Raw genomic sequence first — 12,440 nt, forward strand, 5'->3', positions numbered from 1 at the left:
CGGTGCGGGGGCGTGGTAAATGGGCGGCATGTCCTATGCCAGCTTTGTCCATCTCCGTAATCACTCCGCCTATTCCCTCAGCCAGGGGGCGATTCGTGTCTCCGAGCTTGTGGAGCTGGCCAAAAAGAATGCCATGCCCGCCGTCGCCCTGACGGACAGCGGCAACATGTTTGGCGGGCTGGAATTTTCCCAGAGCTGTCGCAAGGCCGGTGTGCAGCCCATCATCGGGTGCCAGCTGGCCCTGCCGTCAGCTTCGGGCAGGCCCGGCGTTCCGGCGGAACCGCTGGTCGTTCTGGCCCGGACGGAAGAAGGGCTGGAGAATCTTCAGTATCTTTCCACGCAGGGCTTCCTGAATGGGGATTCGGCAGACCCGTCCATGCCGCTGGACGTGCTGTGCAGCCGTGCCGGTGGGCTGTTCCTGTTGACGGGTGGCAACCGGGGGCCGATCAACCGGCTCCTGCTGGGGGAGCAGAGGGCTGCGGCGAAGCAGATGCTCGAGCGTCTCAGGGAGGCCTTTGGGGGGTATGTGGCCGTCGAGATCAACCGGCTGGATGAAGCTGGTGAGGAGATCACGGAGCCGCAGCTGATCGCTCTGGCCGATGAGCTGGACCTCCCGCTTGTGGCGACCAATGAATGTTTCTTTCCCCGACCGGAACTGCATGAGGCGCACGATGCGCTGCTCTGCATCGCCCAGGGGCGTACCATGGCGGAGGAAGACCGCTGGCGTGTTTCCCGTCAGGCATGGTTCAAGACTCCGGATGAAATGCGGAAGCTCTTCCATGACCTGCCGGAGGCCTGCGACAATACGCTGGTGATCGCCCGTCACTGTGCCGTGGCGGTGAATACCCGCAAGCCGCTCCTGCCTGTCTGTCCGAAAGTTCGTGAAGGCAGCACGGAAGAGGAAACCCTGCGGGCCATGGCGCAGGAAGGGCTGGAGAAACGTCTGGCTGTCATGAAGGATGGGGAGAACCGTCGGGCCGAGTACGAGGAGCGGCTGGAGACCGAGCTGAAAATCATAGCCGATATGGGCTTCCCCGGTTACTTCCTCATCGTGGCGGACTTCATCCAGTGGGCCAAGGCGCATGACATTCCGGTGGGTCCGGGGCGTGGGTCCGGTGCTGGATCACTGGTAGCCTATGCGCTGACCATCACGGATATTGATCCCATTCCGTTCGGGCTGCTTTTCGAGCGGTTCCTGAATCCCGAACGTGTATCCATGCCGGACTTTGATATCGATTTCTGTCAGGACCGGCGGGATGAGGTCATCCGCTACGTGCGGAATGAATATGGCCACGAGCGTGTGGCGCAGATCATCACCTTCGGGAAACTCCAGGCCAAGGCGGCCGTGCGGGACGTAGGGCGTGTGCTGGGTCTGCCTTATGGCATGGTCAACCGTGTGGCGGAGCTGATTCCCAACAATCCGGCCAAACCGACACCACTGGCCCAGGCCATTGAGGAAGAACCCCGGCTTCAGGAGATGCGGGACACGGATGAGATGATCCGCCGCCTGCTGGAGATCGCCCTTCAGCTGGAGGGATTGTACCGCCACGCCTCGACCCATGCGGCCGGTGTGGTGATCGGGGACCGTGATCTTGTGGAGCTTGTGCCTCTCTACCGCGATCCACGAAGTGAGATGCTGGTCACCCAGTACAACATGAAGTTTGTGGAGCAGGCCGGGCTGGTCAAGTTCGACTTTCTGGGGCTGACGACCCTGACCATTCTCAAGCGGGGGGTCGATTTCCTGCGGGAGCTGGGGGAAGAGGTGGACCTCTCTCATATTCCGCTGGATGACAAGAAAACCTTCGAGATGATGGCCCGGGGAGACACGGCGGGTGTGTTCCAGTTCGAAGGGGCGGGCATGAGGGACATGCTCAAGCAGATGGCTGCCAGCCGTCTGGAAGACCTGATTGCCGGCGTGTCGCTCTACCGCCCCGGCCCGATGGAAAACATTCCTGAATATTGCCGCCGCAAGCATGGGGCACCGTGGGAGCCGCCTCACGAGGAAATCCGCCCGATTCTGGAAGAGACCTACGGCATCATGGTCTATCAGGAACAGGTGATGCAGATTGCCCAGAAGATGGCGGGCTACAGCCTTGGCGGGGCCGACCTGCTGCGGCGGGCCATGGGCAAGAAGATCGCCTCGGAGATGGAGAAACAGCGGGCCATTTTCTGCGAAGGGGCTACGAAGAGGGGCATCCCTGCCGAGAAAGCCGAAGAGGTGTTCGACCTCATGGCCAAATTCGCCAATTATGGCTTCAACAAGTCTCATGCTGCCGCTTATGCCTTCGTGTCCTATCAGACGGCCTGGATGAAGGCGAACCATCCTGTTCCCTTCCTGGCAGGCTGCATGTCTCTGGCACGGGAAAAGACGGAAAAGCTGGCGGCTCTCTGCCAGGAAGCCAGACGCATGGGGATCCCTGTCCTGCCGGTGGACATCAATAAATCCCAGGCCGATTTTTCCATCGAGAGGATGGAGGACGGGCAGCTGGGCATCCGTTACGCCCTGGCAGCGGTCAAGCGGGTTGGTTTCGTGGCTATGGAAGGGCTGGTGCAGGACCGTGGAGAAAAGCCGTTCTGCGATCTCACCGATTTTGCCGAACGGTGTGATTCCCGGCACATCAACAAGATACAGATGGAGAGTCTGGCCAAGGCAGGTGCGTTCGACAGTCTGGAGCCAGACCGTCACACCGTGTTTGCCAGTGCGGAGATCATCCTGCGGCGGGCGCAGTCCCGGGCGCAGGAGAAGGAAGTGGGACAGGCCGGTCTGTTCGGTGGGGGTGTCGATAGCAGCCTGCGGGAGGTCCTGCGGTTGAAGAAGGTCCGTCCCTGGCCGGATTTTGAGCGTCTCTCTCATGAGGCCGGGGTAATCGGGTTCCATATGAGTGCCCATCCGCTGGATGCTTACAGGCAGGTGCTGCGCCGACTGGGGATCACGCCTGCTCTCCAGCTGGAGAGCAGGGCGCATCAGGGTGTATCACGTGTTTCCATTGCGGGCTGTGTGGTGGACAAGAAGGAGCGTCCCACCAAGACCGGCAAGAAGATGGCATGGGTCACCCTGACGGATGCCAGCGGTGGCTGCGAAGTCACGTTATTTTCGGAAACATTGCAGAGTTGCCGGGACATGCTTGTGGCTGGGCAGGCTGTCCTGGTGCAGGCGGAGCTGAAATTGGATGGAGATGCCCTGCGTATCACGGCCAATAGCGTGCAGGACCTGGAAACAGCCGCAGCCAATGAGCAGGGAGAGCTGCGTATCTGGATTGATGATGAGGCAGCTCTGGCCCCCCTTCATGACATGCTGGCAGAGGTCAGGGGCGGGCGGGGGCGTGTCGTGCTGTTGCCTACTCTTGAGGAGACGCAGGCGATTGAGATCAGGCTGCCGGGTTTCTATCGTGTCACACCCCGTCTGGCGGAGCAGATGCACACACTGGAAGGAATCAGAAAGCTGGAACAGGCCTGAAACAGAAAGCCCCGCCTGTCAGGGCGGGGCGCTGTGGCATCAGAAGGGGACGGGAAGTTCGACACCATTGACCTTGACGGTGCCATTCTTCACGACGATGTGCCAGCCAACATGGTGGTCGGGCTCTCTGGCGCTCATGAAGCGGGCAATGAGCAGGGCGGCTTTGAGTTCTGTCGGGGCTACCCTGTTGACCCGATCGATCATTTCGCCGATCCGCCCAATGGAAAGGTGAACATCCGCCTTGAGGTTTTTTGTTCCTTCACCTGCCACGACCGTGCCCGTTCCAGTCACATCGCTGCCGTTGATGACGGTCTGGAACCTGTTGATGGTCAGATGATAGGGGGGCTGGGCTGCTGGTGTGAAGCTGACATCGCCAGACAGGGTCGGTGGCAGCAGGATGGCGCCGGGGGAATGAAGACCACTGGCATCAAACACGACATGAATGGTCGGTGTGGTGCTGAGGACATTCACATGTGCCGAGCTGGCGGTGGAGACCCGGTCTGGCCGGGTCATGGTGATGCCGCTCCAGTGCAGTTCCGGCAGGGTGTTTTTCACCTCTTCCACTTCGGGCAGAGGCTGTGTGGAGCAGACATCCGTCATGCCACGGTGATAGGCTGTCAGGGCAGCATAGGCGACCGCCGCATTGAGGCGGGTCAGGGCGGCCTCATCCATTTTCTGCTTATGATCAACAGCCGTGGCGGAGACGACCGAGATGCGGTGCTGCGTGCCTGTCAGCTCGGCTTTCATGCCCTGGATGGTTACGCCATGGCCGGTCCTGATGACCTGGCCGGGAGAGTAGGTAAAACAGTCCGCCGAAAGGTGCGGCAGCGTATCGGCCGCTGCCGTGGGCAGGAGGGACTGGCTGCTCAATGCCAGCAGGGAGAGGCTGGCTGCAGCGGCCAGCGTGCGGAAAGGACGGGCAGGATGATGTCGCATGATGTTTTTGAGAGTGGCGGAGTCCGGGGCGCCTGACAATGGGGGAGAGGAAAATTATCCTCTCCGTCCCTGCCGGGCAGAGCGTGGGGCAAAAAGGGCTGTCAGCTGGGCTACCATGGTGTCCCCCAGGTCTTCGGCTGAACTGATGGTTACGCTGTTGGCGTAATATCGTGTGACGTCATGACCGATGCCAATGGCCAGCAGTTCCCCGGATGGATCATTTTCCAGCTGATGGATGACACGGTGCAGATGCAGGTCCAGATATTCTGGCCCATTGGCGGAGGAGGTACTGTCATCGACTGGTGCGCCATCGGAAATCACCATGAGGATGCGACGATGTTCCGGACGGTGTCTCAGGCGTTTCCATGCCCAGAGAAGGGCCTCGCCATCGATGTTCTCTTTCAGCAGGCCTTCCCGCAGCATGAGGCCGATGTTGCGGCGTGCCCGCCGCCATGGCGTGTCTGCCGATTTGTAGATGATATGGCGTAGATCATTCAACCGTCCCGGTTTTGGTGGCCTGCCGTCCTGTGTCCATTTCACACGGCTTTCTCCGCCCTTCCATGTCCGTGTGGTGAACCCGAGAACCTCGACCTTGATGCCGCAACGTTCCAGCGTGCGGGCCAGAATGTCCCCACAGATGGCCGCTGTCGTGATGGGACGGCCCCGCATGGAGCCTGAATTGTCGATCAGCAGTGTGACGGTCGTGTCCCGGAAGTCGATCTTGCCTTCCTGCTTGTAGGAGAGTGGCAGGGAGGGGTTGCTGATGATGCGGGGCAGACGGGCTGCATCAAGAATGCCGTCTTCCTGATCGAAATGCCAGCGACGCTGCTGCTGGGCCAGCAGCTTTCGTTGTAGCCGATGGGCCAGACGGGAAACAAAACCTTGCGTCTGCTGGAGCTGCTCATCCAGTCTTTCACGGAGCAGGTCCAGCTCGGCCGGGTCGCAGAGATCGCTCGCATGGACCTCTTCGTCAAATTCCTGCGTATAGGCCTGATAGCCCCCAAGCCCCTTTACGGGACAGGGCCGTTCCTCTTCCGGCTGGGCAGAAGGACCTGCTGGCTGTTCGTATCCATTTTCACCCTCTGTCAGGATGGTTTCCATCTCATCAGAGGACAGACCTTCCGGGTTTGCTGATTCGTCGGAATCGTCGCTCAGGGCTGCCTGGGCATCTTCAGCCGTGCTGTCTTCTTCTTCCTGCCCGTCCGGGTCAGGGGCAGAGGATTCGCCACTTTCTGTCTGGTCGTCCTGGCTCTGCCCACGGGATTTTGAAGGGTCCGGCTCTTCTTCGGCTTCGCCTGTCTCCTTCAAGGTAAGAACATGCACGAAACGCTGGGAGGCTTCATTGAAGAGTGTCTGGTCGTTCTGCACGTCAGCCAGACGGGCCAGAGCCTCACGGGCCCTGGGGGTAAGGGACTGGCGCCATGCGGCCAATGCCGGCCCGGTCATGCTTTCCGGCAGTTTGCGGCCAGAGAGGGCCTCCCGTGTCAGCAGTTCCAGTGCGAGCGGCATGGGCATGTCGTCCTGCACAATCATTTTTGCGCTGTTGAGGGCATGAAGCCGCCGCCCCAGATAGTCTTCCAGATTGGCCTGCACCCCGGCCATGTGGCGGGCCCCATAGACCTCACAACGGGCCTGCTCCATGCCATCGGTGATGGTCTGGGTCTGGGCATCGGGGATGGTGATGCGTTTTTCCGGGTCGTGGTGACGCTGGCGCAGGGCCACGGCATCGGTGGCCCCCCGGATATAGGTCTTGTCCTCGGGAGTGAGAGCCGCACGCTCCAGAGAAGCCAGAGCGGGTGTCATGGGAACATCCTGATGACCACTCAGGGCGCGCTGCGTGGCAAAAGTTGCCTTGCGGAAGAGTTCGTGCGGATCGGACATGAGACTTAACCCAGCGGCGAGGCGTTGAAGCAGCGCTGATAATATTCAGCCACGATGCTGCGTTCGGCTTCATCACATTTGTTGAGGAAACTCAGGCGGAACGCGAAGGGAACATCATTGAAGATCGTGATGTTTTCTGCCCAGGAGAGGACCGTCCGGGGGGAGATGACGGTGGAGATGTCCCCGTTCATGAAACCGGCACGGCTCAGGTCGGCCAGTTCCACCATCTGGCCGATGAGGGTCTCCTCCAGAGCATCGCCCATCTTGGCCTTGATGATGCGGATTTCCTGTTCCTTGGGCAGGTAATTCAGGGAGGTGACAATGTTCCAGCGGTCCATCTGGCCCTGGTTGATCTGCTGGGTGCCGTGATACAGCCCTGTTGTATCGCCCAGCCCGACCGTGTTGGCCGTGGCGAAGAGGCGGAAAGACGGATGTGGGTGGATGACGCGGTTCTGGTCCAGCAGGGTCAGGGCCCCGTTGGCTTCCAGCACGCGCTGGATGACGAACATCACGTCGGGCCGTCCGGCATCATATTCGTCAAAGATCAGGCTGCATGGATTCTGGAGACACCATGGCAGCAGACCTTCACGGAATTCCGTGACCTGCTTGCCATCTTCCAGCGTGATGGCGTCCTTGCCGATGAGGTCGATGCGGGAGATGTGACTGTCGAGATTGATGCGGACGCAGGGCCAGTTCAGCCGTGCGGCGATCTGGTCGATATGGGAGGATTTTCCGGTCCCGTGAAAGCCCTGCACCAGAACACGGCGGTTATGCATGAAACCGGCCAGAATGGCCCGGGTCGTATCCCGGTCGAACTGGTAGGCGGAGTCGATCTCGGGGACATGGTCCGTCTTCTGTGACCAGACAGGGACTTCGAGATCAAGGTCGAGCCCAAACAGCTCCCGGGCGGATTTCAGGCTGTCAGGTGTCTGGGGCAGTGTCTCGGAGAGGGACTGTGCTGAAGGGAGAGCCATGACATGATTCCTGTCACTAAGTAGGGTGGTACATGGAAGACCGAATGAGTGTCTATCCTATTAAGGACTCTACAGGTACGATTACACAATCACCCGGTCATGAAAAGATGCAGGGAAGGCAAGGCAGCTATCCGGCTCCGGCTGTTGCCTGCTCAGTGCTGTTGGCAAAATGGTCCCGCAATGTGGCGTAGGCCGTTCCGATGACCTTGAAGCGTTCTTCCGCTCTTGGGTCGTCCCTGTTGGCATCAGGGTGATAACGGCGTGCCAGGACACGGTAGCGGGTCTTGATGATTTCAAGCGTGGTCGGCCATTCAAGATCAAGCTGGGCCAGGGGCTCACGTAGGGCTGGCGGGGCCTGCCGTCTTGTTTCGGTTGCCCGGGAAGGGCGACGGTGCCGGTTCAGGATGTCCAGAGGATCATGCAGATCATCCAGTGTGAAGGAAGCCCGTGCCGAATCGTTGCCTGGCGTGCCCATCTTCCATGAAGGGCGCTGCCAGGAGGTATCTTCCCGCAGGTGGCGTTCGATCTGCCCCGGCGTCATGCCCCGGTAATAGTCCCAGCTGGCATTGTACTGGCGGACATGCTCCAGGCAGAACCAGTAATAGCTGCGCAGGTTGTCCCGTCCCCGGGGGGCCCGGTACCCTGCCGGCCTGTCACAGTCCGGGTGGTCGCAGCATTGCTGGGGGGCGTCCGGGTCCGGTGCGAAGGCTTTGTGTCTGGATGGTTTGCATTGCATGATGGACGATATGGGGAGAGGTCTGGCATGGATGCAAGCATCCTTTTCCTGGTGGGGAAAGATTCCTGTTATGGGCAGGACAGATGGAACCTGTAACTCCGTGGATGAGCGTGGAAGAAAACCGATGAAAAGAGTCGACCGCATGAGGGCAGTACTGGAGGAGGCCCTGAGCCCGTCCATACTGGAGATACGGGATGACAGTGCACGCCACCGGCATCATGCAGCCATGCGTACCCAGGCCCAGGAAAGCCGGGGGCCGGAGCAGGTGGGCGAGACGCATTATCATCTGCATGTCGTCAGCCGCCGGTTTGACGGGATGAAGACCCTAGCCCGACACAGGCTTGTGAATGACCTGCTGGCCGGGGAGTTCCAGACGGGCCTTCATGCCCTCTCCCTGTCTCTGGAAGGGGAGAGCCAGCCATGAAGCGCATGATGGCAGGCAGCCTGCTGTTCTGGGCCGGCATGGTGGCGGCTCCGTTGGCTGTTTCTGGTCTCACGGGGTGTGCCACATCAGGCTATGATCATCTTGTCACGAATGACAGGCACGATATCCGTCGGGTGGAGACCTATCTCAACGGGTTGTCGTCCCTTCAGGCGTCATTTGTGCAGGATGGTCCGGCCCAGCAGCAGGGGGATGGACATTTCACCTATGTGCCCGGACGGTTCGAGATGGTGTATGAGGTTCCTCATGCCATGAGGGCCGTGGCCCGTGATGGTCGGTTTGTCCTCCGGAATGCTGATAATGGTGCCGTGACGCACCTCTCTCTCAAGCGGAATCCGCTCGGACTTCTGCTCCGTCATCCTGTCAGTTTTGACAGGGATGTTCAGGTGACGAATGTCTCCCGTGGGACAGAATCGCTCCAGCTTTCCGTGGCAGAGGCTGACAATCCTTCCCAGGGGCTGCTGACCCTCCAGTTTTCTGACGTGCGTGGCCATCTGACCCTTGTTGGCATACAGGGGGTGGATGCCCGTCACCATCATTTTGGTCTCTCCCTGTTCGACGTGCAGGAGAACCAGCCTGTTTCCGAAAGCAGCTTCAGTCTGCCGGAGTAGCAGCTGGATGGATCACAGGGCCGAACAGGGCCGTCCAGCTTTTCAGCAGGGCCCTGTCGGCATCTTCCATCTGTAGGGCTGGGTTGAAGCGTTGCAGGCTGGTCACGCCATAGTCCCGGATGCCGCAGGGGATGATCCCGTCAAAGTCACTGAGTCGTGGCGAGACATTCAGTGAAATTCCGTGCCAGCTGACCCAGCGTGTGACACGGATTCCCAGAGCGGCGATCTTGGTTTCCAGCCCGCTTTCCCTATCGAAACACCAGACGCCGATACGGCCTTCCCGGGTGAAGGCGTCAATTCCCAGCTCCTGAAGGCTCATGATGAGCCAGCGTTCCAGCAGCTGGACGAAGGCCCGTATGTCCCGTGCGGGGAGGGGGCCGTGCGGCTGCGTGAGGTCCAGCATGACATAGGCGATGCGTTGTCCGGGACCGTGATAGGTCCACTGGCCACCCCGTCCGGCTTCGAACGTTGGATAGCCCTGAGAGTTGATGAGGTCTTCAGCCCTGGCAGAGGTTCCGGCGGTATAGAGGGGGGGGTGTTCTGTCAGCCAGATACGTTGGGGGGCCTGCTGATGGTGGATGGCCTCCACCTGCTGGCGCATGAAGGACAGGGCTTCGGGATATGGGCAGATTTTTTTATCCGCCTGCCAGATAATTTCTTTATAAAACCGTGTCATGACCATTGCCCTCCCTGTTCTGATGGGCTATAGGCCATTTTACCGAAGCGGTCACGCCTCAGACGAGGGAAAACGGGACTGCTGATCACGGAGCGGCCGTGGCGGAATGGTAGACGCGCAAGCTTGAGGTGCTTGTGGGGGAAACCCCGTGGAAGTTCGAGTCTTCTCGGCCGCACCATATTTCTTCTGCAATTTGAGGATATGGTCTGTAACATGGGTTCCACCGTGTTACGTCTTTTTCATGAAAAACTGATTGTTGGCATCGGGATGGCCCCTGTATCGAAGATGTACTTTAGGTTACATCTTGGATGGTGGTCTGTTTACCTGTGAACAGCCGCCTTGTGCCGAGATTGATGGATGAGTGCTCTGTCGGATGATGGAAGGCAGGGCAGACAGACCGAGAGAGAGCCGAGATGATCAAGCCATTGAAAAAAGCCGTTCTGCCTGTCGCAGGTCTGGGAACACGCTTCCTGCCGGCGACGAAGGCCATGCCGAAAGAGATGCTGCCCGTCGTGGACAAGCCGCTTATCCAGTATGCCATCGATGAGGCCCGTGCTGCCGGCATTGAGGAGTTCTGTCTGGTTACGGCCCGTGGCAAGGACAATCTGATTGATTATTTTGATATTGCCTACGAACTTGAGAGCACTCTGAGGGAGCGGAAGAAGATATCTGCCATCAAGGCTCTGGAAAGCAGCAGTGTGGAGGCTGGTTCACTGGTGGCTGTGCGCCAGCAGAATCCTCTGGGGCTTGGTCATGCCATCTGGTGCGCCCGCAACTTCATCGGGAATGACCCATTCGCCATTCTTCTGCCGGATGACATCGTCCAGGGTGGGCGCAGCTGTGTGGCCCAGCTGGCTGATGTCTACCATCAGACAGGGGGAAATGTGGTTGCTGTGGATGAGGTCCCCCGGGAGTGGACGGACCGCTACGGTATTCTGAAAATTGGCGAGGATGATGGGCGCAAGGTGGAGGTCAAGGGACTGGTTGAAAAGCCCGCTCCGGCAGATGCTCCTTCCAATCTTGCCATCATTGGCCGGTATGTCCTGACAGCTGACGTGCTCAAGCCACTGTCCGCTCTGAAAACCGGCGTGGGTGGTGAAGTGCAGCTGACGGATGCCATGGCCGAGATGATCGGCAAGGTGCCGTTCCATGGTCTGCGTTATGAAGGCACGCGGTTTGACTGTGGCAGCAAGCTGGGCTTCCTCGAGGCTCAGGTTGCTCTGGCGCTCCAGCGTGAAGACCTGGAAGATGACGTGCGTGCCTTCCTGAAGAAATATGCCTGAGAGGATGTGAGCTCATGACGGGATTCAAGCATCATTTTGAGCCGACCAGCCTGCGGGAATACGACATTCGCGGCATTGTGGGGAAAACCCTTCATGCCGAGGATGCCTATGCGCTGGGCCGTGTTTTTGCGAGCATGATCCGCCGGGACGGTGGGAGCGTGGTGACGGTGGGCTATGATGGCCGCCTGTCATCGCCGGAACTGGAGGAGGCACTGGTCCGTGGTGCCGTGGATTCCGGTGTGACGGTGCGCCGTGTCGGGCGTGGGCCGACCCCGATGCTGTATTATGCGGCTGTCACGGGGGAGTCTGACGGTGCCATCATGGTGACGGGCAGCCACAATCCACCGGATCATAACGGCTTCAAGATGATGCTGAAGGGCAAGCCGTTTTTTGGCGAGCAGATCCGTGAGGTTGGCCGTCTGGCCGCAGCGGGTGACGTCGTGCCCAAGGCAGAAGGGAAGGTCGAGACGATTGATCCTTCTGAAGCCTATATTGAGCGTCTTCTCAAGGATTATGACGGGGAGCGGCCGCTGAAGGTCGTGTGGGACAATGGCAACTCCGCTGCTGGTGAGGTGCTGACCCGCCTGGTGAAGAAGCTGCCTGGTGAGCATACGGTCCTGTACCCTGAAATTGATGGGACCTTTCCGAATCATCATCCAGACCCGACCGTCGAGGGGAACCTGCAGGATCTGATCAGGACCGTCCGTGAGAAAAAAGCGGATATTGGCGTGGCCTTTGATGGCGATGCCGACCGGGTTGGCGTCGTGGATGGCAAGGGAGAGATTCTCTGGGGGGATCAGATTCTCGTTCTGCTGGCCCGTGACGTGCTGAAGAAACACCCGGGAGCGACCATTATTGCAGACGTCAAGGCCAGTCAGGTGCTGTTTGATGAAGTCGGCAAGGCTGGTGGTGAGCCTCTGATGTGGCGGACCGGGCACTCCCTCATCAAGAGCAAGATGGCCGAGACGTCGTCCCCTCTGGCGGGTGAGATGTCCGGGCATATCTTCTTTGCCGATAAGTGGTATGGATTCGATGATGCCCTCTATGGGGCGATCCGTGTTCTTGGGATCGTCGCCCGTCTGCCCGGCACTCTGGCAGACATGCGGGAGGCCCTGCCACAGATGGTCAACACGCCGGAGCTGCGCTTCCCTTGTGATGACACCCGCAAGTTTGATGTCATCAAGGAAGTGGCTGAGCGCCTGAAGAAGGAAGGGGCTGATGTGTCTTCCGTGGATGGCGTGCGTGTGAATACGCCTGATGGCTGGTGGCTGCTTCGTGCTTCCAATACGCAGGCGGTTCTTGTCGGGCGTATTGAGGCGCAGTCTCATGAGGGGCTGGCTCGCCTGAAGAAGGCGTTTGTCAGTCAGCTGGAGGCCTCTGGGCTTCAGGCGCCGGATTTTGACGCTGCCGCTGCCGGACACTGAGACCTCGGGGGAAGCACCGC

General features: G+C 59.6%; 10 protein-coding genes and 1 tRNA gene. 6 read left to right on the top strand and 5 right to left on the bottom strand.

Going from position 1 to position 12,440, the window contains the following annotated elements:
* Window positions 1–28 precede the first annotated feature (28 nt).
* Entirely contained in the window at window positions 29–3,457 is a 3,429-nt protein-coding gene (dnaE, locus tag CO583_RS00675; protein WP_086431448.1) for a DNA polymerase III subunit alpha, read from the top strand.
* Between the two features lie 39 nt (window positions 3,458–3,496).
* On the opposite strand, the gene CO583_RS00680 is transcribed toward dnaE, so the two are convergent.
* The 4 genes from CO583_RS00680 to CO583_RS00695 all read right to left on the bottom strand — a co-directional run bounded on the left by CO583_RS00680 (window position 3,497) and on the right by CO583_RS00695 (window position 7,984).
* Entirely contained in the window at window positions 3,497–4,393 is an 897-nt protein-coding gene (locus CO583_RS00680; protein ID WP_248630516.1) for a hypothetical protein, read from the bottom strand.
* Between the two features lie 54 nt (window positions 4,394–4,447).
* On the bottom strand, window positions 4,448–6,274 hold the full coding sequence (locus CO583_RS00685) for a cobaltochelatase CobT-related protein (RefSeq protein WP_248630515.1): 1,827 nt from the start codon (window positions 6,272–6,274) through the stop codon (window positions 4,448–4,450).
* A gap of 5 nt (window positions 6,275–6,279) precedes the next feature.
* The gene (locus CO583_RS00690; RefSeq protein ID WP_043559934.1) at window positions 6,280–7,248 is read right to left on the bottom strand and encodes an AAA family ATPase; all 969 of its coding nucleotides are present in this window, start codon (window positions 7,246–7,248) and stop codon (window positions 6,280–6,282) included.
* Between the two features lie 127 nt (window positions 7,249–7,375).
* Window positions 7,376–7,984: a J domain-containing protein gene (locus tag CO583_RS00695; RefSeq protein WP_043561138.1), complete on the bottom strand. Its 609-nt coding sequence runs from the start codon at window positions 7,982–7,984 to the stop codon at window positions 7,376–7,378.
* Between the two features lie 142 nt (window positions 7,985–8,126).
* Here CO583_RS00695 and CO583_RS00700 point away from each other — a divergent pair, with 142 nt between their 5' ends.
* Together CO583_RS00700 and CO583_RS00705 are read left to right on the top strand one after the other, a co-directional pair.
* Window positions 8,127–8,408 (top strand): BolA family transcriptional regulator, encoded by a 282-nt coding sequence (locus CO583_RS00700; protein WP_227431452.1) that lies wholly within the window; start codon window positions 8,127–8,129, stop codon window positions 8,406–8,408.
* Window positions 8,405–9,037 carry an outer membrane lipoprotein carrier protein LolA gene (locus tag CO583_RS00705; protein ID WP_227449710.1) on the top strand — a complete coding sequence of 211 codons (633 nt, stop codon included), beginning with the start codon at window positions 8,405–8,407 and terminating at the stop codon, window positions 9,035–9,037. Before CO583_RS00700 ends, CO583_RS00705 begins: the two co-directional genes overlap by 4 nt.
* Here CO583_RS00705 and lipB read toward each other — a convergent pair.
* Window positions 9,021–9,713, bottom strand: coding sequence for a lipoyl(octanoyl) transferase LipB (lipB, locus tag CO583_RS00710; RefSeq protein WP_081563491.1), 693 nt, complete (start codon window positions 9,711–9,713; stop codon window positions 9,021–9,023). The two genes, CO583_RS00705 and lipB, sit on opposite strands and share 17 nt — an antisense overlap.
* A gap of 92 nt (window positions 9,714–9,805) precedes the next feature.
* On the opposite strand from lipB, the gene CO583_RS00715 reads away from it, so the two are divergent.
* The 3 genes from CO583_RS00715 to pgmG all read left to right on the top strand — a co-directional run bounded on the left by CO583_RS00715 (window position 9,806) and on the right by pgmG (window position 12,420).
* Window positions 9,806–9,891, top strand: a tRNA-Leu gene (locus tag CO583_RS00715).
* Window positions 9,892–10,126: 235 nt separating this feature from the next.
* Window positions 10,127–10,996: a UTP--glucose-1-phosphate uridylyltransferase GalU gene (gene galU, locus CO583_RS00720; RefSeq protein WP_081563219.1), complete on the top strand. Its 870-nt coding sequence runs from the start codon at window positions 10,127–10,129 to the stop codon at window positions 10,994–10,996.
* Between the two features lie 14 nt (window positions 10,997–11,010).
* Window positions 11,011–12,420, top strand: a complete 1,410-nt coding sequence (gene pgmG, locus CO583_RS00725) for a phosphoglucomutase/phosphomannomutase PgmG (protein ID WP_043559940.1) — start codon at window positions 11,011–11,013, stop codon at window positions 12,418–12,420.
* The last annotated feature ends 20 nt before the right edge of the window (window positions 12,421–12,440 follow it).

Origin of the sequence: Parasaccharibacter sp. TMW2.1882 (assembly GCF_023337635.1) — a bacterium.
Lineage (GTDB): Bacteria > Pseudomonadota > Alphaproteobacteria > Acetobacterales > Acetobacteraceae > Bombella > Bombella apis.